20 protein-coding genes are annotated in these 21,688 nt (G+C 71.0%); 13 read left to right on the top strand and 7 right to left on the bottom strand.

Annotation, left to right across the window (positions count from 1 at the left end; all coding sequences use genetic code 11):
• Positions 1-33 precede the first annotated feature (33 nt).
• Complete coding sequence (locus LRD69_RS18880; RefSeq protein ID WP_277327760.1) at positions 34-1,260, bottom strand: amidohydrolase family protein; 1,227 nt, start codon at positions 1,258-1,260, stop codon at positions 34-36.
• A 261-nt stretch (positions 1,261-1,521) separates the two neighbouring features.
• On the opposite strand from LRD69_RS18880, the gene LRD69_RS18875 reads away from it, so the two are divergent.
• The 3 genes from LRD69_RS18875 (at position 1,522) to LRD69_RS18865 (ending at position 5,223) form a co-directional block, all read left to right on the top strand.
• On the top strand, positions 1,522-4,488 hold the full coding sequence (locus LRD69_RS18875; RefSeq protein ID WP_277327759.1) for a BTAD domain-containing putative transcriptional regulator: 2,967 nt from the start codon (positions 1,522-1,524) through the stop codon (positions 4,486-4,488).
• Positions 4,489-4,698: 210 nt separating this feature from the next.
• Positions 4,699-4,890 (top strand): hypothetical protein, encoded by a 192-nt coding sequence (locus LRD69_RS18870; RefSeq protein ID WP_030975677.1) that lies wholly within the window; start codon positions 4,699-4,701, stop codon positions 4,888-4,890.
• 195 nt (positions 4,891-5,085) lie between these two features.
• Positions 5,086-5,223, top strand: a complete 138-nt coding sequence (locus LRD69_RS18865; protein WP_277327758.1) for a hypothetical protein — start codon at positions 5,086-5,088, stop codon at positions 5,221-5,223.
• Between the two features lie 110 nt (positions 5,224-5,333).
• On the opposite strand, the gene LRD69_RS18860 is transcribed toward LRD69_RS18865, so the two are convergent.
• Positions 5,334-6,890 carry a FadD3 family acyl-CoA ligase gene (locus LRD69_RS18860; RefSeq protein ID WP_277327757.1) on the bottom strand — a complete coding sequence of 519 codons (1,557 nt, stop codon included), beginning with the start codon at positions 6,888-6,890 and terminating at the stop codon, positions 5,334-5,336.
• Positions 6,891-6,981: 91 nt separating this feature from the next.
• Between LRD69_RS18860 and LRD69_RS18855 the strand changes: the two genes are divergently transcribed.
• From LRD69_RS18855 to LRD69_RS18845, 3 genes are read left to right on the top strand one after another with little or no spacing between them, the layout of a single operon-like run.
• The gene (locus LRD69_RS18855) at positions 6,982-8,130 is read left to right on the top strand and encodes a lipid-transfer protein (RefSeq protein ID WP_277327756.1); all 1,149 of its coding nucleotides are present in this window, start codon (positions 6,982-6,984) and stop codon (positions 8,128-8,130) included.
• 1 nt (position 8,131) lies between these two features.
• Entirely contained in the window at positions 8,132-8,572 is a 441-nt protein-coding gene (locus LRD69_RS18850; RefSeq protein ID WP_277327755.1) for an OB-fold domain-containing protein, read from the top strand.
• Between the two features lie 4 nt (positions 8,573-8,576).
• The gene (locus LRD69_RS18845) at positions 8,577-9,371 is read left to right on the top strand and encodes an enoyl-CoA hydratase/isomerase family protein (RefSeq protein ID WP_277327754.1); all 795 of its coding nucleotides are present in this window, start codon (positions 8,577-8,579) and stop codon (positions 9,369-9,371) included.
• Between the two features lie 24 nt (positions 9,372-9,395).
• On the opposite strand, the gene LRD69_RS18840 is transcribed toward LRD69_RS18845, so the two are convergent.
• Positions 9,396-9,950, bottom strand: coding sequence for a hypothetical protein (locus LRD69_RS18840; RefSeq protein ID WP_277327753.1), 555 nt, complete (start codon positions 9,948-9,950; stop codon positions 9,396-9,398).
• 168 nt (positions 9,951-10,118) lie between these two features.
• Here LRD69_RS18840 and LRD69_RS18835 point away from each other — a divergent pair, with 168 nt between their 5' ends.
• On the top strand, positions 10,119-10,790 hold the full coding sequence (locus tag LRD69_RS18835; RefSeq protein ID WP_277327752.1) for a hypothetical protein: 672 nt from the start codon (positions 10,119-10,121) through the stop codon (positions 10,788-10,790).
• 129 nt (positions 10,791-10,919) lie between these two features.
• Here LRD69_RS18835 and LRD69_RS18830 read toward each other — a convergent pair whose 3' ends face one another.
• Both LRD69_RS18830 and LRD69_RS18825 read right to left on the bottom strand, forming a co-directional pair.
• Positions 10,920-13,337 (bottom strand): PQQ-binding-like beta-propeller repeat protein, encoded by a 2,418-nt coding sequence (locus LRD69_RS18830; protein WP_277327751.1) that lies wholly within the window; start codon positions 13,335-13,337, stop codon positions 10,920-10,922.
• A 175-nt stretch (positions 13,338-13,512) separates the two neighbouring features.
• The gene (locus LRD69_RS18825; protein ID WP_277327750.1) at positions 13,513-14,595 is read right to left on the bottom strand and encodes a VOC family protein; all 1,083 of its coding nucleotides are present in this window, start codon (positions 14,593-14,595) and stop codon (positions 13,513-13,515) included.
• 314 nt (positions 14,596-14,909) lie between these two features.
• On the opposite strand from LRD69_RS18825, the gene LRD69_RS18820 reads away from it, so the two are divergent.
• Complete coding sequence (locus tag LRD69_RS18820) at positions 14,910-15,557, top strand: TetR family transcriptional regulator (protein ID WP_277327749.1); 648 nt, start codon at positions 14,910-14,912, stop codon at positions 15,555-15,557.
• 129 nt (positions 15,558-15,686) lie between these two features.
• On the opposite strand, the gene LRD69_RS18815 is transcribed toward LRD69_RS18820, so the two are convergent.
• Together LRD69_RS18815 and LRD69_RS18810 are read right to left on the bottom strand one after the other, a co-directional pair.
• Positions 15,687-16,181, bottom strand: a complete 495-nt coding sequence (locus LRD69_RS18815) for a nitroreductase family deazaflavin-dependent oxidoreductase (protein WP_277327748.1) — start codon at positions 16,179-16,181, stop codon at positions 15,687-15,689.
• The gene (locus LRD69_RS18810; RefSeq protein WP_277327747.1) at positions 16,181-17,419 is read right to left on the bottom strand and encodes an acyl-CoA dehydrogenase family protein; all 1,239 of its coding nucleotides are present in this window, start codon (positions 17,417-17,419) and stop codon (positions 16,181-16,183) included. Before LRD69_RS18810 ends, LRD69_RS18815 begins: the two co-directional genes overlap by 1 nt.
• Positions 17,420-17,557: 138 nt before the next feature.
• On the opposite strand from LRD69_RS18810, the gene LRD69_RS18805 reads away from it, so the two are divergent.
• From LRD69_RS18805 to LRD69_RS18785, 5 genes are all read left to right on the top strand, one after another.
• The gene (locus LRD69_RS18805; RefSeq protein ID WP_277327746.1) at positions 17,558-18,739 is read left to right on the top strand and encodes an acetyl-CoA acetyltransferase; all 1,182 of its coding nucleotides are present in this window, start codon (positions 17,558-17,560) and stop codon (positions 18,737-18,739) included.
• 141 nt (positions 18,740-18,880) lie between these two features.
• Positions 18,881-19,240 (top strand): DUF805 domain-containing protein, encoded by a 360-nt coding sequence (locus LRD69_RS18800; protein ID WP_277327745.1) that lies wholly within the window; start codon positions 18,881-18,883, stop codon positions 19,238-19,240.
• Between the two features lie 139 nt (positions 19,241-19,379).
• Positions 19,380-20,057, top strand: coding sequence for a pyridoxal 5'-phosphate synthase (locus LRD69_RS18795; protein ID WP_277327744.1), 678 nt, complete (start codon positions 19,380-19,382; stop codon positions 20,055-20,057).
• A 111-nt stretch (positions 20,058-20,168) separates the two neighbouring features.
• Positions 20,169-21,077 carry a zinc metalloprotease HtpX gene (htpX, locus tag LRD69_RS18790; RefSeq protein WP_277327743.1) on the top strand — a complete coding sequence of 303 codons (909 nt, stop codon included), beginning with the start codon at positions 20,169-20,171 and terminating at the stop codon, positions 21,075-21,077.
• Positions 21,078-21,095: 18 nt separating this feature from the next.
• Positions 21,096-21,680: a hypothetical protein gene (locus tag LRD69_RS18785; protein ID WP_277327742.1), complete on the top strand. Its 585-nt coding sequence runs from the start codon at positions 21,096-21,098 to the stop codon at positions 21,678-21,680.
• Positions 21,681-21,688: the final 8 nt, after the last annotated feature.

Genomic DNA, 21,688 nt, shown 5'->3' with positions numbered 1-21,688 from the left:
ACGGTGGGCCCCGTGCCGCACCGCCCTACGCGCTCACGCCCCCGGCCCCGCCCACAGCCCCTCGTCCGTCAGCCCCAGCAGGTCGATCGCGTTGCGGCGTACGATCCGGTCCACGACGTCCGCGTCCAGGTGTCCCATCTGCGCCTCGCCGACCTCGCGGGACTTGGGCCAGGTCGAGTCCGAGTGCGGATAGTCCGTTTCGTACAGCACGTTCCCCGCGCCGATCGCATCCAGGTTCTTCAGCCCGAAGGCGTCGTCGAAGAAGCACCCGTACACATGCTCGCCGAACAGCTCCGACGGCGGCCGGTGCACCTTGTCGGCGACTCCGCCCCAGGCCCGGTTCTCCTCCCAGACCACGTCGGCGCGTTCCAGGATGTACGGGATCCAGCCGATCTGGCCTTCCGCGTACATGATCCGCAGGTTCGGGAAGCGTTCGAACTTGCCGCTCATCAGCCAGTCGACCATCGAGAAGCAGCAGTTGGCGAAGGTGATCGTCGAGCCGACCGCGGGCGGCGCGTCGGCCGAGGTGGACGGCATCTTCGACGACGAACCGATGTGCATCGCGATCACGGTGCCCGTCTCGTCGCAGGCCCGCAGGAACGGATCCCACTCGTCCGTGTGAATGGACGGCAGGCCGAGATGCGGAGGTATCTCCGAGAACGCGACGGCCCGCACCCCGCGCGCGGCGTTCCGTCGGACCTCGTCGGCGGCGAGCTGCGCATCCCAGAGCGGGACGAGGGTGAGCGGGATCAGCCGGCCCTGCGCCTCGGGGCCGCACCACTCCTCCACCATCCAGTCGTTGTACGCCCGCACGCCGAGCAGTCCGAGTTCGCGGTCCTTCGCCTCGGTGAACGTCTGACCGCAGAACCGCGGGAAGGTCGGGAAGCAGAGCGCGGACTGCACATGGTTGATGTCCATGTCGGCGAGCCGGTCCGGCACCGCGTACGAGCCCGGGCGCATCTGCTCGTACGTGATGATCTCCAGCTTGATCTCGTCCCTGTCGTAGCCGACGGAGGTGTCGAGCCGGGTCAGCGGCCGGTGCAGGTCCTCATACACCCACCAGTCACCGATCGGGCCGTCATCGCCCCGCGCACCCATGACCGGTGCGAACCTGCCGCCCATGAAGGTCATTTCCTTCAGCGGGGCCCGGACGATGCGCGGGCCGCGGTCGAGGTACTTCGACGGGAGCCGGTCCCGCCAGACATGAGCGGGCTCCACCGTGTGGTCGTCCACCGAGATGATCTTCGGGAAGGTCTCCATATGCACCACGGTAGCGCTAATCTGACGAACCGTCAGCTATCGTGACCGGACCCCGGTCCCGAATCGTTGTCGAGGGCTTGTGCAGAGAGTCACCCATTGCTGACGTGTCCGCCCATGACAAGGCAGACTGTTGAGCGCGATACCAGCGGTAGGGCGCAATCCGGATCGACTCGGCCCACATGGGTGCACCAGTGGGCCTTCCGGGCGGAAGCAACAGCGGTACGGGCAGGACTGGCGGGGCGGGCAGGACAGGGGGCATCAATGGACCGTGACAACGGGCCACGCGCGCGTGTTCCGGAGCAGCGGGCTCCGCAGCAGCGGACGGCCGACACCGGCCTCCGCTTCGCCGTACTCGGCCCGGTACGCGCCTGGCGCGGCGACGAACCACTGCCCTCCGGCTCACCGCAGCAGCGGGCGCTGCTGATCGCACTGCTCCTGCGCGACGGCCGCACGGCCACCGCCGCCGAACTCATCGACGCCATCTGGGGCGAGGAGCCGCCGTCCCAGGCGCTCGCCGCCGTACGGACATACGCTTCCCGGCTGCGCAAGATCCTCGACCCGGACACACTGATCAGCAACGCCGGCGGGTACGCGATACGGACCCGGCCCGACGCGCTCGACCTCACGGCGGCGCAGGAGCTGGCCGCGGACGCGGAGAAGGCGCGGGCCGGCGGCGACCGTTCCCGGGCCCGTGCCCTGATCAATGAGGCGCTGGCGCTGTGGGACGGCGAGCCGCTGGCCTCCGTCCCCGGGCCGTACGCCGAGAACCAGCGCACCCGGCTGGAGGAGTGGCGGCTCCAGCTCACCGAGACCCGGCTCGACCTCGACCTGGAGCTCGGCTGCCACGCGGAGGCGGTCTCCGAACTCACCGCACTCACCGCGGCGCACCCCCTGCGGGAACGCCTGCGCGAACTCCTCATGATCGCCCTGTACCGCAGCGGCCGTCAGGCGGAAGCACTCGCCGTGTACGCCGACACGCGTCGGCTGCTCGCCGACGAACTCGGGGTGGACCCGCGCCCGGAGCTCTCGCAGCTCCAGCAGCGGATCCTGCAGGCCGACGAGGAACTGGCCAACCCGGCCGCCGAGGCGGCGCCCGCACCGGCCGCCGTCCGCCCGGCCCAGCTCCCGGCCACGGTCCCGGACTTCACCGGCCGCGCCTCCTTCGTACGCGAACTGGGCGACCGGCTGGCGACCGCCGAGGGTTCGGTCATGGCGGTATCGGCGCTGGCCGGCATCGGCGGCGTCGGCAAGACGACCCTGGCCGTGCACGTCGCCCACCAGGCGCGCCCGCACTTCCCGGACGGCCAGCTCTACGTCGACCTGCAGGGCGCGGGCCCGCGGGCGGCGGAGCCGGAGACGGTGCTCGGTGCGTTCCTGCGGGCGCTCGGCACCGCGGACTCGGCGATCCCCGACTCCCTGGACGAACGGGCGGCGCTGTACCGTTCCACGCTCGACGGCCGCCGCATCCTGGTCCTCCTGGACAATGCCCACGATGCCGCCCAGATCCGCCCGTTGCTCCCCGGCACCGAAGGCTGCGCGGCGCTGGTCACGAGCCGCGTCCGCATGGTCGACCTCGCGGGCGCGCACCTGGTGGACCTCGATGTGATGTCCCCCGAGGAGGCGCTCCAGCTCTTCATCCGGATCGTCGGTGAGGAACGGGTCCGCTCGGAGCGCAAGGCGGCCCTGGACGTGGTCGCCGCGTGCGGTTTCCTCCCCCTGGCCATCCGCATCGCCGCCTCCCGCCTGGCCGCCCGCCGCACGTGGACGGTCTCGGTCCTGGCCACCAAACTCGCCGACGAACGACGCCGCCTGGACGAGCTGCAGGCGGGCGACCTGGCGGTGAAGGCCACCTTCGAACTCGGCTACGGCCAGCTGGAACCGGCCCAGGCCCGCGCGTTCCGCCTACTGGGGCTGGCGGACGGCCCGGACATCTCCCTGGCGGCGGCAGCAGCGCTGCTGAACCTGGAGGTGCATGCGGCGGAGGACGTGCTGGAGTCCCTGGTCGACACGTCACTGCTGGAGTCGGCGGCGCCGGGCAGGTACCGGTACCACGACCTGGTCCGGCTCTACGCGCGCGCATGTGCGGAGCGGGACGAACAACCGCCCCAGGAGCGGGAGTTCGCGCTGTCGCGGCTGCTGGACTTCTACCTGGCCACGGCAGCGGGGGTGTATGCGCTGGAGCGGCCGGGGGATCGATTGGTGGACCACTTGGAACCGACGAGCTATCCGGGCCTCGCATTCGCGGACCGGCACGCGGCTCTGGACTGGCTCTACGCGGAAGCCGGCACGCTTCTCGCCTACGTACGCCAATCGACCGGCCCCGGCACCTTGCGCCGGGCCGTGGACCTTCTCTGGGCGGCGCTGGATCTGGGCGAGTCCGGTGCCAACTCGAAACAGTACGAGACCACCGCTTTTGCCGTACGGAACGCTGCCCGCACCTGCGACGACCGACGCACCGAGGTGCGCGCTCTGGTCACACTGGCCGATGTGCACCACACGTCGGGGCGCTTCGACCAGGCCGAGCAGGAGGCAGAGGACGTCATGCGGCTCGTCGAAGCCGACCTCGATCCGTTGCCCGGCTGCTGGGCCCCGAATGCTCGCGGCATCATGGCGCTCTACCAGAGCCGGCACGACGACGGCGAGACATATCTGACCCAGGCCATCGACAGCTTCCGTCGGATTCAGGACCGGCCGGGCGAGGCGAGCGCGCTGTGCAACTTGTCGCGCATTCACCTGGCCACAGGCCGCACCAACAGTGCTGTGTCTCTGGCCCAACAGGGCATAGACATATACGACAGCCTGGGTCATGCCCTCCGAAGTGCCAACGGTCGCTATGCGCTCGGCATGGCTCTCACGCAGAGTGGCCAGTTCACCGCTGCCACGGAGAGACTTCTGGAAGCACTGGACGTCTTCCGGGACAGTCGCCAGCGCCTGTGGGAAGGGATGACTCTCTTCAGGCTCGCCGAGGTCGACCTCGCTGCCGGATGCTCGGCCGATGCCGCGACCAAAGCCGAGCAGGCTCTGACCGCGCTGCGAGGCATCGGTGGCGAATGGCGGAGGGGCAACGTGCTCACCGTGCTCGGACGCGCCCTTGGGGAGATCGGGCAGTTCGGGCGCGCTCAGGTCTGCTGGCGCGAGGCCCTGGTCATCTACGAGGAACTGGGTTCGCACGAGGCGGCCGATGTGCGCACCCTGCTGTCTGCCGTTGCCACCGTGACGGCTGCGTAGGACGCCCGCCGGAGGCGTTCATCGTTCGTTTATCACGATCCGGCAGTCTTCTTCTCAGTCGATCCGTCGCGTCGGGGGGCAGACGGGGCGACAGACGGCCGCGGCACTAATGTGAGCGGCCCTGAAAGGCCCGTCCGGCAGTCCACGGGGGAACAGCCGGGCGGGCCTTGCCCACCCATCACGAAGAAATGCCAAGGGGAGCAGATCAACATGGCTGACGCGACGAAGAAGGACACGGAGATCAAGCCGCAGGACATGCACGCCACGGGTGGTGACGCCGACCAGATCACCACTCAGGACATGCACGCGACCGGTGGAACGATCAAGCCGCTGGACATGCACGCCACGGGTGGCACGGCCACGACCGACGACATGCACGCGACGTCGGAGCCCACGAACTAGATCTACTTTTCGGCGGGGGCACGGGGGACGGCCGCGGCGGCGCGGAGGGGGAGCCGTCGCGGCCGCTGCATGTCCGCGCAACATCAGTGCAATCGAGTCATTGTTCGACTGGTTTGCGGCTGAGGGACCGCCATCGCCCCCCTGTCACTAGCGTCACTTCACGTCCGGAAGCTCTCTCCTATCCCAGGAGTTGGAATGACCCGCACGAAGAAGACGCTTGTCGCCGCCGCGTTCGCCGTGGCCGTCGGCCTCGGCTCGGCAACCCCGGCCCTGGCCGACCAGCATGCCATCGGCGACACCCCCGTCACCACGCAGGACCAGCACGCCACCTGAGCCACCGCGCGCACGAAGGGGCCGAGCCACCCTGGCTCGGCCCCCTTTCCGCATCCCCGCCTCACCGCCGGCCGCCCCCGCATGGTGGCAGAAACCTGATCGGTCGGGCGCTACCCCCGCCCCCGCAGCTCCCCCTTCACCACCTTCCCGCTCGCGTTCCGCGGCAGTTCCCTCACGAATTCCACCGCTCTCGGCACCTTGTAGTTCGCCAACTCGCGCCGGGACCAGGCGATCAGGTCGTCGGCCGTCAGCGTCGCGCCCACGCGCCGGACCACGTACGCCTTGCCCACCTCGCCGAGCCGCGGGTCCGGGATGCCGATCACTGCCACGTCCGCCACGTCCGGATGCAGGCCCAGGAGTTGTTCGATCTCGGCCGGGTACGCGTTGAAGCCGCCGACGATGAACATGTCCTTGATCCGGTCCGTGATGCGCAGGTTGCCCGCCTCGTCGAGGATGCCGATGTCGCCCGTGCGGAGCCAGCCGTCCGGGGTGATGGTGGTGGCTGTGGTGTCGGGGTCCTCGAAGTAGCCCTGCATCAAATGGAAGCCGCGCACCAGGACCTCGCCGGGCGTGCCGGGGGCCGCCAGGACGCGGACCTCCGTGTCGGGGATCGCGCGGCCCGAGGTGGAGGAGATCACGTCGGGCCGGTCGCCGCGGCGGCACATCGTGACGATGCCGCTCGCCTCGGAGAGGCCGTACGCCGTCAGAACCGTGCCGATGCGCAGTTCCGTGCGCAGGCGCTCCACAAGCCGGAGGGGGACGACCGCCGCCCCCGTCACCACCAGGCGCAGGGCGGAGAGGTCGTACGCCGTCCGCGCCGGGTGGTCCAGCAGGGACTGGTGGAGGGTGGGTGGGCCGGGGAGGACCGATATGCGTTCGGCGGCGATGTTCGCGAGGACCGTGTCCACGTTGAACACCGGCTGCGGGACCATGGTCGCGCCCCGCATCAGGCATGCGATGACGCCCGCCTTGTAGCCGAAGGTGTGGAAGAACGGGTTCACGATCAGATAGCGGTCGCCCTCGCGCAGGCCCGCCAACTCGCTCCAGATCGCGTAGCAGCGCAGGGTCTGGGCGTGGGTGATCACGGCGCCCTTGGGACGGCCCGTGGTGCCCGAGGTGTAGATGATGTCGGAGGGGGAGGCGGAGGTGATCGCGGCGGCCCGTTCCCGTACCTCCGCGGGCGATATCCGCTCCCCCGTCGCAAGGAAGTCCTTCCAGGTGACATAGGACTCGGGGGCCGCGTCCGCCAGCACCACCACCTTTTCCAGGTGGGGGAGTTCCACCTCGGACCGGCGCAGCGACGCCACGTACGACGTCCCCAGGAACGTACCCGTGACGAAGAGCAGCTTCGCCCGGCTGCGCTGCAGGATGTACGCCGCCTCCGTGCCCTTGAAGCGCGTATTGAGAGGGACCAGGACCGCGCCCGCCGTGACCGCTCCCAGCGCGGAGACGATCCAGTCCAGCGTGTTCGGCGCCCAGACCGCGACCCGGTCCCCCGGCTCCACACCCGAGGCCATGCATGCGGCGGCGGCACGCTCGACACGGTCGCCCAGTTCGGCGTACGAGATGCGGGTGCGGCCCTCGACGACCGCCTCCCGGTCCCCGTACCGTTCGGCCGCCGCCCGCACCAGCCCCGGGATGCTGCCCCACTCCTCGTCGCCGCGCATCGCATGCCCCCTGACCGAGTAGCTGACTATCCGTCAGATTAGCTGTAGCCTCTGCCGCTGTCAGCAGTCATGACGGCCCCGGAGGTGGCGGGTGGCGACGCTCAAAGACGTGACGGCGATAGCCGGTATCGGGCAGACGGCCTTCGCGAAACAACTTCCCGAGTCCGAGAAGACCTTGGCGTGCCGGGCGATCGTCGCGGCGCTCGACGACGCGGGCATCGCCGCGTCGGAGGTCGACGCGTTCGCCTCGTACACGATGGAGGAGACCGACGAGGTCGAGGTCGCCAAGGCGATCGGAGCCGGCGACGTCACATTCTTCTCCAAGGTCGGCTACGGCGGCGGCGGTTCGTGCGCGACCGTCGCGCATCTCGCCGCGGCCGTCGCGACCGGGCAGGCGAGCGTCGGGGTCGCGTGGCGGTCACGGAAACGCGGCTCCGGGCCCCGACCCTGGAAGAACACCACCGTGCAGCTGCCGACCCCGGCCCAGTGGACCCGCCCGTACGGCCTGCTGCGTCCGGCCGACGAGATCGGGATGCTCGCCCGGCGGTACATGCACGAGTACGGGGCCACCCGCGACCATCTCTTCAACGTCGCGCTCGCATGCCGCAACCGGGCCAACCAGAACCCCGACGCGGTGATGTATGAACGCCCGCTGACCCGCGACATGTATATGACCTCGCGCTGGATCAGCGAGCCGCTCTGCCTCTTCGACAACTGCCTGGAGACGGACGGGGCGCTGGCCTGCGTCATCGTCTCCGCGGAACGGGCCCGCGACTGCCGGCACAGGCCCGTCTACATCCACTCGGTCGCCCAGGGCCTGCCCGCCCAGCACCACGGGATGGTCAACTACTGGAACGACGCCCCCCTCACCGGCCCCGCCTGGACGGCCGCCCGGCAGCTGTGGAAGCAGGCCGACTTCGGGCCCGACGACATCGACGTCGCCCAGATCTACGACGCGTTCACCCCGCTCATCCCGCTCTCGCTGGAGGGCTACGGCTTCTGCGGGCGCGGCGAGGGCGCCGCGTTCACCGAGGGCGGAGCACTGGAGAGCGGCGGACGGCTGCCCATCAACACGGGTGGCGGCGGACTCAGCGAGGGGTACGTGCACGGTTTCAACCTCATCAACGAGGGCGTGAAGCAACTGCGCGGCACCTCCACCGCACAGGTACCGTCCGCTGCCACCTGCCTGGTCACCGCCGGTGAGGGCGTGCCCACCTCCGCCGTACTGCTGAGGAGCTGAGATGGATTCGCTGCTGCTGCCCGTCGTCGACGAGGACGGCGCGCCCTTCTGGGAGTACGCCGCCCGGAGCGAACTCCGCGTCCAGGCATGCGCCTCCCCCGACTGCGGCAGGCTCCGCTTCCCGCCCCGGCCCTGCTGCCCGCACTGCCGGTCCTTCGAGAGCGAGTGGCGGGCGATGAGCGGGCGCGGACGCATCTGGTCGTACGTGGTGCCACATCCGCCGCTGCTGCCCGCGTACGCCGCCCAGGCTCCGTACAACGCGGTCGTCGTCGAACTGACCGACGCCCCGCACATCCGGCTGGTCGGCAATGTGGTCAGCGGTCCCGACGCACCGCTGAACTCGGTCGATCCGGCAAGGCTGCGGATCGGGGCGCCGGTGAAGGCCGTCTTCGCACCGGTGAGCCCGGAGTTGACCATGGTCCGCTGGCAGCTGGAGCGGTGACCCGATGGCGTTGCGCACGGAGACCGACAAGGAGACCGGGGTCGCGGTCGTCACCCTGGACCGGCCGGAGAAGCTGAACGCGATCGATCTCGCGACGGCCGGCGAACTCGCCGCCGCCTGGCGGGCGTTCCGCTTCGACGACGGCGTGCGGGCCGTCGTCCTGACAGGTGCGGGCGGCCGGGCCTTCTGCACGGGGATCGACCGCGGCGTGGAGGTGCCGCAGCCTTCCTCCCCGTACACGATCGACGATCCGCTGCTCGCGATCGGCCCGAAGGCGAACGACCTGTGGAAGCCGGTGATCGCGGCCGTGGAGGGGATGGCCTGCGGCGGGGCGTTCTATCTGCTGGGCGAGGCGGAGTTCGTCATCGCGTCCGAGGAGGCGACGTTCTTCGACCCGCACACGTCCTACGGCATGGTCAGCGCGTACGAGGCGATCCACATGGCGCAGCGGATGCCGTTCGGGGAGGTCGCCCGGATGTCCCTGATGGGTACGGCCGAGCGGGTGACGGCCCGTCGCGCGTACGAGACCGGGCTGGTCAGCGAGGTGACGGCGGCCGGCGGCGCGGCGGAGGCCGCGGTGCGGGCGGCGGGCGTGATCGCGTCGTACCCCACGGAGGCGGTGCAGGGGACGGTACGGGCGGTGTGGTCCGCGAAGGAGGCGGCGAGGGCGCAGGCGCTGGCCCATGCACCGCACCTGATCGCGCTCGGGAACCTGCCTGCCGAGCGGCAGAGGGAGCTGTTCGAGGGGCGGGGGCGGCGCGGGCGCGGGTCCGGCCACGGGGAGTTCCGGCTGCGGTGAGCCGGAACTCCCCGTACTCGACGGTCAGGGCTTGAGCTCGGCCACGGCCCGGCACTTCTTCACGCGGGCCACCCTGCTCGGGTTGTGCATCCGCACGGAGACGGTCGCGCTGTCGTCACCCGTCAGCTCCACATCCGCTTCGCCGGTGTCGACGGTGTTGCCGCTCGCGTCGAGGAAGGTGACGTCGACCTCGTACGTGTACGTGCCGGACTCCTGCACGCTGACCTGGACGGTGGAGGATGTCACGGCCCGCCGCTTGCCCTTGCGGGGCTGGACACAGCGGATCACGGTCGCCCGGGGCGCGTTGCCCGCCGCGGCGGCGGGGGTCGCGGTCTCGTACGTGGAGCCGCCGGACGAGGTGCTCGACGAGTCGTAGTCGGAGTCGTAGTCATCGTCGTCGTAGGTGCTCTGGTGGTAGCTGCCGTTGCTCTTCTTGGAGGTGGAGCAGCCACCGCCACTGCTCGAGCCGTGGCTCTTGCTGCCCCGGCTCCTCCCGCTGTGGGTCGACGTCGAGAAGCCGGTGAGTGCCAGCACCACCACGACGAGTACCGCTGAGAGTTTCAGATGCTGCCGCATCATCGATGCAGCCCCCCTTGTTTGTTGTCATGCTTCCGTCGAACAGTCGCGCGACACAGTAGCGGCCGGCCGATCCGTCCCTGGTGGCGGGGGTGAACGGCCGGGCGTAGCGTCGACGCCGAGAGCGGTGCAGGTCCGCAACGCGATCCGCACGCCCACAGGAGGCCGGCGATGATCCGCAACATCCTCGGCTCGATCGTCGCTCTCGCAGGAGCGGCGGCCGCCGTGCTGAGCCCCTTCCGTGACTGGTACGACGGCCGCCTCGGCCGGAATTACCGGGTCGCAGACCTCGTCAACGGCATCAGTGCGGACAGCAACGTGATCACCGGTGTGCGGCCGGGCCTGTGGGGGTCGATCTGGCTGCCGCTGCTGTTCGGTGCCGCCGTGACCGTGGTGGGTGTGCTGCTGCGGTCGAGGCTGCTGGTGGCGTTCGCGGGAGTGGTCGTACTCGGCTTCACCGTGCTGTGGATGGTGCGGCAGGGGCAGGCGACCGGGAGTCTCACCGTGGCGTCGGACGGGACCGGGCTGCAGACCGGAGTGGCGTACGCGGCGGGAGGCGCGGCGCTGATGCTGCTGGGGGCGGTCCTGATGCCGGGGCGGCGGGCAGGCGGCAGTCGCCTCCGCCGCGGGGACCGGAACCGGCCGTACGCGGCGCCGGGATCGGCGGAGCCGGATACATGGCCGCCCACGCAGGAGCCGGGGCCGTCGGTGCAGACGAGTCCGTGGCCGGAGCCGGAGGCCGACCCGTACACAGGTCCGGGCCCCTCCCGCGCGGACCAGGACACGGCGACGTACCCGGTGCAGGACGAGGGTCCCGAGGGCCGGCGTCCTCCCCGACCGTGACATGCCTCCCACGGACGGCGGCGTACGCGAACGCCGGACCGGCCGGGAGGAGCACTCCTCCGCGACCACGGCAGCCCCCGCGCCGCGCCTCGTCCTCGGAAAACGGGGCGGCCCGGACGCCGCCCGCCCCTACGCCCGGGACCTGTTGCCCGTCCCCGTGCCCTTCAGCGCGTCCAGCGCGTAGACGCAGCGGTCCTTGCTGCAGGCGTACACCACGCCGCCCTGCACCACCGGCGAACCGGTGATCTCGCCGCCCGTCGCCAGCTTCCACCGCAGCTGGCCGCCCGCCGCGTCCAGCGTGTAGAGGACGTGGTCGGCGGAGCCGAAGTGGACCCGTCCGTCGGCCACGACCGGGGCGCCGACGACGCCCCCGCCCGCGGCGAACCGCCACTTCGGGGTGCCCGTGACCGCGTCGAGCGTGTAGAGCGCGTTGCCGCTGCCGACGTGGACGTTGCCCGCCGTCACCAGTACCGGTTCGATCGACGGGCGGGCCTCCGTCGCAATGCGCCAGCGGTCCTTGCCGGTCGACGCGTCGAGTGCGTACACCGTGCCGAGGTAGTCGGCCAGATACACCCCGCCGCCCGTGACCGCGGGTCCCGGCGCGACAGCCGGCGGGGAGAGGAAGACCGCGGGCGACTCGAAGTGCCAGCGCACCCGGCCCGCCGCGCTGTCGACGGCGAGGACCCGGGTGCCCGCAGCGATGTACACGCAGCCGTCCTGCGCGGGGGTCACCCGGACCGGCACCCCGCCGCAGGACGCCGCGTCGCCGATCGGGTACGACCAGCGCTCGATGCCCGTGCGGGCGTCGACGGCGCGCAGCCGGGCGTCCTGCCACAGATACACGGTGCCGTCGTGGAGCGCGGGTCCGGCCTCCGCCGTCTCGAAGTCGGTCTGTACTCCGCCCGTCTCCCACAGCTTCTCGCCGGTGGACGCCTCCCACGCCTGGACGCCGCCGCCGCGCGTGCCGGTGACGACCGTGCCCCGGTCGGCCTTGAGCGAGTACACCCAGGCGTCCGTCTGCAGCCGCCACCGTTCGGCGCCCGTCAGCGCGTCGAGGGCATACAGCGAAGGGCCGTCGGAGCCGTGGATGCGGCCGCCGTCGAGCGTCATCGACCAGGCCACGTCACGGGTCTTGAACTGGCGCCGGCCGTTGCCGACGTCCAGGGCGTGCACCTCGAACGACGTCACGTACAGCAGGTCCCCGGCCACGACCGGCGTGCCCCACACGTCGTTCGACATCCGGAACCGCCAGGGGCGCCAGCGTTCCGGCCCGGCGGGGGACCCGTCGGGGGCGTGCGAAGGAGCGGGGACGGGTGCGGGCGGGGCGGCCGAAGGGGCCGTGCCGTTCAGCCCGGTGGGCGGGCGCACCCAGCCGGTCGCGGGACCGGCCTCGGCGCCGGCCATGGCCCGTACGTCCCCGGCACGCGGCCCGGGCCCGATCGGCACCTTCGCCCCGGCCAGCCGCACCGGACCGCCCCCGTCCGGCGCCTGCCCGGCCGAAGGAGCGGGGGACGGCGATCTCAGGTCCGCGCCGCTGCGCCACGCCGGCTCCCAGTCCGCGCCCGGCGGCGGCTGCTCGGGCGGCAGCGGCATCGGCATCGGAGCGGGCGCGGGGGCGGGGGCGACCGGAGCGACGGGCGCCGCCGTGCGTCCCCCGCCGCGCCGCAGCTCGATCATCGCGGTGGCCGGTGCCGGCAGCCAGGCCGACGCCGTACCGCTGTCGTCGCTGCCGGAGGCGAAGAGATGCGGGGCGAGCTGCGCCTGCAGATCGGCGGGGCTGGGCCGCCGCCCCGCCTCCATCTGCATGCAGGACTCGATCAGGGGCCGCAGATCGTCGGGCAGGCCCTCCACATCGGGACCCTCCCGCAGCAGCATGAAGACCGTCTCGACCGGGTTGGCCCCATGGAACGGCGCATGGCCTGTCGCGGCGAAGACCAGCGTCGAGCCGAGCGAGAACACATCGCTGGCACCCGTCACACTGCGCGAGTCCCGCGCCTGCTCGGGCGACATGTACGCGGGGGTGCCGACCGCCACATTGGTCATGGTCAGCCGGGTGTTGGAGACACCGGACGCGATCCCGAAGTCGATCACCCGCGGGCCGTCCTCGACGACGAGCACGTTCGACGGCTTGAGATCGCGGTGGACGAGGCCCGCACCGTGGATGGACTGCAGGGCCTCGGCGATCCCGGCGGCCAGCCAGCGCACCGCCTGGGTCGGCATCGGGCCGCACTCATTCACTATCTCTTCGAGCGAGGGTGCGGGCACATACGCGGTGGCCAGCCACGGCACGGCGGCGCGCGGGTCGGCGTCGACCACGGCGGCCGTGTAGAACCCGCTCACCGCGCGGGCGGCCTCCACCTCACGCGTGAAGCGGACCCGGAACAGCTGATCCTCGGCGAGCTCCGTACGAACCGTCTTGATCGCCACCCGCCGGCCGGACGCCGAGCGGGCGAGATAGACCAGCCCCATGCCGCCGGCCCCGAGCCGTCCCAGCACCTCGAACGGGCCGATCCGCCTCGGGTCGTGCTGCGTCAGCCGCTCCACCACTTGCCTGCCACCTCCCCGTACGGGCTCCAGGAACAGAAGCCCGCCAAAAAAAACCCGCCCCGTGCAGGGTCTCACCGCTGGGCACCACCCGGCGGTGCGCACCCCGATTGTTCCTGGCTGAGGCGACGGTTGCGAACCCGGGGGCGGATCGGGGTGTCACCTGTCACTCTGCCCTCTACCCGGACACCAGGGGCTGAAGTACGGCGAACTCGGCGCCCTGGTCGTCGTGGAGCACCGCCATCCGCCCGTACGGGATGTCGAAGGGCGGTTCGGAGACCCGGCCGCCGAGCCGCACCACCGTCTCGGCCGTGGCGTCGCAGTCCTCCACGGTGAAATAACTGAGGAAGTAGCTGGGCATCTCGGCCGGGAACGCGTCGGTGATGACGCTGCGCCCGGCGACCGCGGTGTCGGGGCCGGGCTCGGTGCCCGCCGGGGACCACATCCGGAAGTCGACGCCGAAATCGGCCGTGCCGGGTTCGGAGCTGCGGGCATCGCCGGTACGTGCCTCGCCCTCACCGGACTCCACGGCACGCACCTCCTCCTCGCCCTCACCGGACTCCACGGCACGCACCTCCTCCTCGCCCTCACCGGACTCCACGGCACGCACCTCCTCCTCGCCCTCACCGGACTCCACGGCACGCACCTCCTCCTCGCCCTCACCGGACTCCACGGCACGCACCTCCTCCTCGCCCGGCTCTCCGGTACGCGGCTCGTCGGCGCCGGCACCGTCGGTACGCCTCCCGCCCAGATCGGTCCCGCTGAAGCCGAACACGTCCTCGTAGAAGGCGTCCACACGATCCTTCCGGCGCGTGTACACCTCGGTCCAGCAGTAGGATCCCGGCTCGTTCTGTTTCTCGAACCCGCCGCGGACACCCGCCTGCCAGAGCCCGAAGACCGCGCCCCCGGGGTCGGCGGCCTGCGCGAGCACCCCGGCGTTGCCCGCCCGTACGGGTTCGGTGATCACCTGGCCGCCCGCCTGCCGGATCCGGTCGACGGTCGCCGCGATGTCGTCGGTGGCGAAGTAGATGCCCCAGGCGGTCGGCATCCGGCCGTCCCGCTTGGCGGCGAACGCGGCGACGAGCTTGCCGTCGCTGAGGGCATCGGCGTACGGAGCGTCGGCATACGCGCCGTCCGAGTCCGCGTCCTTGCCCGACCGGAACGTCCACCCGAAGAGTTCACCGTAGAAGCGCTTGCCCGCTTCGAGGTCCGGGAGCTGCACATCCACCCAGCACGGCGTGGACGGCGCGAATGCGGCCATGGGCCCGGGTCCTTCCTTAGCAGTGACGCCCGTCACACCCAAAGTAGCCGCGAGCCGGGCGTGTCGCGCAACGACAGCTTCGACCGAATGCGCTACAGAACATACTTTCGATAGCGGTCGATTCACCCCTATACCGCAGTGCGGAAAGTTATCCACGGAAGTTGTCCACAGGCTGTTGATAACACTATTCAGGCTGTGGATCGCCATCGCCGAAATCCGGCCACTCCCACCCACAGCACCCCACCACAGCTGGGGAACTCCCCATTTGCAGTCGGCCGAATCGCGCTCGGATCACCCCTCGGTAAGCTGACGGCATGACAGGACAAGTACGCACCGTCGACGGCCGCGTAGCCGGTCGACGCGGACAGGCGACGCGGCAGAAGCTGCTCGACTGCCTCAGCGAGATGCTCAGCTCCTCGCCGTACCGGGACGTCAAAGTCATCGACGTCGCCCGGAAGGCAGGGACTTCACCCGCGACCTTCTATCAGTACTTCCCCGACGTCGAGGGCGCGGTCCTCGAGATCGCGGACGAAATGGCCAAGGAGGGCGCCGCATTGACCGAGCTGGTCTCGGGCCGCTCCTGGGTCGGCAAGGCCGGCTGGCAGACCGCGGAAGAACTCGTCGAGGGATTCCTCGACTTCTGGCGGCGCCACGACGCGATCCTGCGCGTGGTCGACCTCGGCGCGGCCGAGGGCGACAAGCGCTTCTACAAGATCCGCATGAAGATCCTGAACTCGGTCACCAACTCCCTTACCGACTCGGTGAAGGAGCTCCAGTCGAAGGGCAAGGTGGACAAGGACATCAGCCCCGCGGCGATGGCGGGTTCACTGGTCGCGATGCTGGCCGCGGTCGCCTCGCACCAGAAGGGCTTCCAGACCTGGGGCGTCAAGCAGGCCGAACTCAGGCCAAATCTCGCACTGTTGGTGCATCTGGGCATCACCGGAAAGAAGCCGGCCAAGTAGCGCCGGCCCCGGATCCCCCTGCCCGCGGGCACCGTACGGCCGTCCCGGGCTGCGTACTTCCTGTCTCACGACGGCGGACCACATGCTGTGGTCCGCCGTCGGCGCATCACGGCGCGGGACGGGCGCGGATCACGCACTCGGACGCGACTCCAGCCGGAAGAGCCTTATCTCCCGTTCCACCCGGGCCTGGTACGTGGCGTACGGCGGCCAGAACGTCAGCGCCGCCCGCCACACCTCCTCCCGTTCCGCACCCTCCAGCAGCCGGGCGCGCACCGCGATGTCGTGGCCCTTCCAGTTGATGACGGCGTCGTCCGGGTGGGCCAACAGGTTCGCGGTCCAGGCGGGATGACCCGGACGGCCGAAGTTGCTGCCGATGAGAATCCACGAAGGGTCACCGCGCTCGCCCCGCTCCGGCATGCAGGCCAGCGGGGTGGTCCGCAGGTGCCCGCTCCTGGCGCCGGGCACGGTCAGGATCACGCCCGGCAGCAGCTGTGCGCTGAGCAGCACCTTGCCGCGGGTGAGCCGGTGGACCGTGCGGTCCATGGCGGGCACGACGTGCGGGGCGAGCCTGGCGAAGGTGCGGGTCGAGGACACCTTCTGGACCAGCCGGACTCCGAGCGCCATCAGACCGCCACCTCGACGCGCGCCGCCGGCCCCGTCCCCTGCCCCCGGCCCCGTCCCCGGACGTCCGGTGTGAAGAACCCGGCCTGTTCGGCGGCGTGATCGCGCAGCCGGTGGACCGGCCCGAAGAGCAGCTCGTCGCCTGCGGCCCGCTTGAAGTACAGATGCGCCTCGTGTTCCCAGGTGAATCCGATCCCGCCGTGCAGCTGGACGGCCTCGGCGGTGGTGATCCGCAGGGCTTCCAGCGCCTGGGCGAGGGCGAGCCCGCCGGCCGCGGGGTCCCAGGCCGCGTAGTACACCGCGGACCTGGCCGCCTGCACCCGTACGTAGAGATCGGCGAGCCGGTGCTTCACGGCCTGGAAGGAGCCGACGGCGCGGCCGAACTGCTCGCGCGCCTTGACATATGCGACGGTCCGGTCGAGTGCGCTCGCCGCCGCCCCGACCGCCTCCGCCGCCAGTGCGACGGCGGCCGTGCGCCCGACGGCGGCCAGGGCGCCCGACGGGCCGGCCGCATCGGCCGTGTCGTCCGCGCCGAGCAGTTCCGCGGCGGTGTCGCGCAGTTCGACGCGGGCCGGCGACCGGGTCTCGTCGAGCGAGGTCTGCCGGGTGCGGACGAGCCCGGCCGCCTCGTCCGCACGGACGAGGAAGAGGAGCGTACGGCTGCGCGGGAAGCCGCCCGCATGGGCGGCGACCAGCAGAAGCCCTGCGCTGTGTCCGTCGAGGACCTGCGCGGCCTCGCCGTACAGCCGCCACCCCTGCGCGCCCTGCCTGGCCTGTACGCCGCCGGCCCGGCCGCCGCCCGCCCAGGCTCCGCCGGTGGTGTCGCCGGTGAGGCCGAGGGCGGCGGACAGTGAGCCGCCGGGGACGGCGAGGGCCGCGGTCAGTTCGCCTGCGGCGATGCGAGGCAGCAGGGCGGTGCGCTGGGCCTCGGTGCCGACTGCGGCGATGAGGGGTGCGGCGAGCACGGCGGTGGCCAGCAGGGGGGACGGCAGCAGGGCGCGGCCGGTCTCCTCGCAGGCGACGGCATGCTCGACCGGACCACAGCCGGCCCCTCCGTATTCCTGGGTGAGGGTGAGACCCGGAAGCCCGAGCTCCTGGGAGAGTTGCCGCCAGAGGGTGGCGTCGTACCCGTGCGCAGTCCGTACGGCGCTCCTGACCTCGCCGGGGCCGCAGCGTTCGGCCAGCAGCTCGCGCAGGGTGCGGCGGATCTCGTCCTGTTCCGCGGTGAAGGCGGCGTCCATCGTCGGGCTCCTTCCCCTCAGGGGCCGCAGGCCTCTGATCTGACGGGTCGTCATGTTAGGCGGGATGGCGCGAGAAACCCAGAGCCGCGCACCCGCCCACCCATTCCCTTGCACCGCATCTGATGTACCGTCAGATTCATGCCTTCCTCACCCGCCTCTCCCCCGCGCAAGGTTGCTGTCGTCGGCATATCCCTCGCGGACTGCGGACGCGTCGACGGCTCCACTCCGTACGCGCTCCACGCCCAGGCCGCCCGCCGGGCGCTCGCCGATTCGGGCCTGGACCGCTCGGCCGTCGACGGTTTCGCCTCCGCCGGACTCGGCACGCTCGCCCCGGTCGAGGTCGCGGAGTATCTGGGCCTGAAGCCCACCTGGGTGGACTCCACCGCGGTCGGCGGTGCGACCTGGGAGGTGATGGCCGCCCACGCCGCCGACGCCATCGCGGCCGGCCGCGCCGACGTCGTGCTGCTGGTGTACGGGTCCACGGCGCGCGCGGACATCAGGGCCGGGCGCCGCACGTCGAACCTGTCGTTCGGCTCGCGCGGCCCCCTCCAGTTCGAAGTGGCGTACGGGCACTCCCTGATCGCCAAGTACGCGATGGCCGCCCGCCGCCATATGCACGAGTACGGCACGACACTGGAGCAGCTCGCCGAGGTCGCCGTCCAGGCGCGGGCGAACGCCGCGGCCAACCCGGACGCGATGTTCCGGGACCCGATCACGGTGGACGACGTCCTGTCGGGCCCGGTGATCGCGGACCCGTTCACCAAGCTGCACTGCTGCATCCGCAGCGACGGCGGGTGCGCGGTACTGCTGGCGGCCGAGGAGTTCGTGCCGGACACGGCGAAGGACCCGGTCTGGATCCTCGGCACGGGCGAGTACGTCTCGCACGCCACGATGTCCGAGTGGGACGACTTCACGGTCTCCCCGGCCGTGGTCTCGGGCCGCCTGGCGTTCGAACGGGCCGGGGTGCGACCCGCGGACATCGACCTGGCCGAGATCTATGACGCCTTCACGTACATGACGCTGGTGACGCTGGAGGACCTGGGCTTCTGCGCGAAGGGCGAGGGCGGCGCGTTCGTCGAGAAGGGCCGTATCGGTCGGTCCGGCGAACTTCCGGTGAACACCGACGGGGGTGGGCTTTCGGCCTGTCATCCTGGGATGCGCGGGCTCTTCCTCCTGGTGGAATCCGTCCGTCAGCTCCGTGGTGAGGCGGGAGAACGGCAGGTCAGAAGGGCGGACGGCAGCTTTCCAGAGCTGGCCGTGGCCTCGGGAACGGGTGGCTGGTTCTGTTCCTCGGGCACGGTTGTGCTCGGGCGGGGCTGAGGAGTCCGCACCCGCACAGGCACCGTCTGAGAGCGCTCTCTTCATAACTTTTTGACCCGCGCACTTCAAGCCACTTAGGTTCTGGCGTTCCAGGGCTCGATCCAACGAGGACGAGCCTCTCCATCGTCCTTGGGGGGACACATGCACTGGTATCTCGATGTTCTGAAGAAGTACGCGGTGTTCAGCGGCCGTGCGCGCCGCCAGGAATTCTGGATGTTCATCCTCTTCCACTTCATTGCCGCCATCATCGTGGTGGTGCTCGACGTGGTGCTCGGCACGTCGTTCCTGATCGCGATCTACTCGCTCGCCGTCCTGCTGCCCATCCTGGGTGTCTTCGTACGCCGCCTGCACGACACCGGCCGCTCCGGCTGGTGGCTGCTGTTCTGGCTCGTCCCGCTGGCGGGCCCGATCACGGTGATCGTCTTCACGTGCCTCGAGGGCGACCGCAGCGACAACGCGCACGGCCCGGACCCGAAGTCCGCGTACGCCCCGGCCCACTGAGGCCTGGCGGCCTTCCGGCCGCACGATCGACCGCATGACCGTGTGCTCCCGCTCTGAGCACACACCACACAGGGCGTCGCCCGGCTTCCCACCGCCGGCCGGCGCCCTGTGGGCCGTCCGGCGTGCATGATGGGGCGGCATGACGGATGCACCGACCGCTGCCCAGCGCACCTTCCGGGACCTTCTGCACGCCCAGCGCGTATGGGACGTCGAGCTGCCCTCGTTCGATCCCGCCGCCGCGCCCCGCGCCCCGCTCCCCCTGTTCCACGCCTGGTTCGCCGAGGCGGTGGCCGCCGGGCAGGCCGAGCCGCACACCATGACGCTGGCCACCGTCGACGCCGACGGACATCCCGACGTGCGGACGCTGATGCTGCACGACGCGGACGGCCGCGGCTGGCACTTCGCCACGCACGCCACCAGCGCGAAGGGCCGTCAGCTCGCCGCCCGGCCGTACGCGGCGCTCGGTTTCTACTGGCCCGCGCAGGGCCGGCAGGTGCGCGTACGAGGGCCCGTCACCGTGTGTACGCCCGCCGAGAGCCGGGCCGACCTGCACGCCCGCTCGACCGGGGCGCTGGCCTCGGCGCTGGTGGGGCACCAGAGCGAGGTGCTCGGCTCCTACGAGGCGCTGGGCCGGGCCTCCGACGCCGCCTGGGAACGGGCGCAGGCGGAACCGGCTGCGGACGTGGCGAGCTGGACACGGTACGTGGTCGAGCCGCACGAGGTCGAGTTCTTCCAGGGCGACGCCAGGAGGCGCCACATCCGGCTGCGCTACCGCCGGGACGGCGGGGTGTGGGAGCGCGAGCTGCTCTGGCCGTGACCGGCCCTCCGGGCCGCCCGGCTCACTCGTCCCGTCCGGCTTCATCCGGCTTATCGGGTTCCCACAGGAAAGGAGCACTATGGGAGACAGGTGAGTTGCTGGAGGCATTCCATGACACGAACCCGTTCCCGCTACGCCCCCGACCACGGTCTGACCACGCGCATGGTCACCACCATGTTTATGATCGGACTGCTGTACGTGGTCCTGGTGGGCGTGCTTCTCGCGGTGCTGCGGGGCGCCTGGCCGATCATCCTGATCTTCACCGGCGGTCTGTTCATCGCCCAGTTCTGGTTCAGCGACCGCATCGCCGCATTCAGCATGGGTGCCCGCGAGGTCACCCCGGAGGAAGCACCCGAGCTGCACGGCACCATCGACCGGATCTGTGCCCTGGCGGACATGCCGAAACCCCGGGTGGCCATCGCCCGGACGGACGTACCGAACGCCTTCGCCACCGGCCGCGGCGAGAAGACCGCACTCGTCTGCGCCACCACCGGGCTCCTGCGCAGACTCGAACCCGAGGAGCTGGAAGGCGTCCTCGCGCACGAGATGTCGCACGTCGCCCACCGGGACGTCGCCGTCATGACGATCGCCTCGTTCCTCGGCGTCCTGGCCGGCATCGTCACCCGCGTCGCCCTCTGGGGCGGCTTGTCCCGCAACCGCGGCAGCGACCCCGTCGGCATCGCGATCATGCTGATCCCTTTGGTCAGCGCCGTCGTGTACTGCCTGAGCTTCCTGCTCACCCGGCTGCTCTCGCGCTACCGCGAACTCTCCGCCGACCGCGCCGCCGCCCTCCTCACCGGCCGCCCCTCCGCGCTCGCCTCGGCGCTCACCAAGGTCAGCGGTCAGATGGCCAGGATCCCGACGGAGGACCTGCGGAAGGCGGAGCCGTACAACGCCTTCTACTTCGTCCCGGCGTTCTCCTCGAAGGAGAGCCTCAGCCGGCTGCTCTCCTCCCACCCGACCCTCGAGCAGCGCCTCGACCAGCTGGCCCGCATCTCCACCGAACTCACCCGCCCGTAAGGAACCAGGGAGCCCGCAGTGGGTCTTCTCGACACCATCCTCGGCCGCAGCAAACCGGTCCGCCCCGACCTCGACCAGCTCTTCGCCGTACCCTCCGCGGCCCTCACCCTCCAGGCGGGCGCCGGCTTCACCCCCACCGGCCTGGGCTCGGTCTGCTTCGCGGGAGTGGAGGGCGGCACCTTCGCCCGCATCCGGCAGGACGTCCAGGAACTGCTCGACGCGGACACGGACCGGGGCGGCATCCCGGTGGAGTTCAGCCAGGACACGTACGGCTACACCTGGCTGCTCTCCCGCCGCTCACCCGACGATGTGGCCGCCCTGGTCAACGATCTGCACGCGGTCAACACGCTGCTCCAGGACGGCGGATTCGGCCCGCAGCTGCTCTGCTCGCTGATCGGGTTCCGGGACGGCGAGGGGCGGTCGCTGGCGCTGGTGTACCTGTACAAACGCGGTGCGTTCTACCCCTTCGCCCCGGCCGGGGACGGCGCCGAAAAGCGTGACAACCAGCTGGAATTGCAGATCAGGGCGACGCTCGGGGACGACCTGCGGGTGGAGAAGGATCTCGCGCGATGGTTCCCCGTCTGGGGCGCGCCCGGACTCTGAGCGTTTCC

The organism is Streptomyces sp. JH14 (genome assembly GCF_029428675.1).
GTDB lineage: Bacteria > Actinomycetota > Actinomycetes > Streptomycetales > Streptomycetaceae > Streptomyces.
The sequence above is the reverse complement of the archived record's forward strand: the minus strand, read 5'-3'. Positions and strand labels throughout refer to the sequence as shown.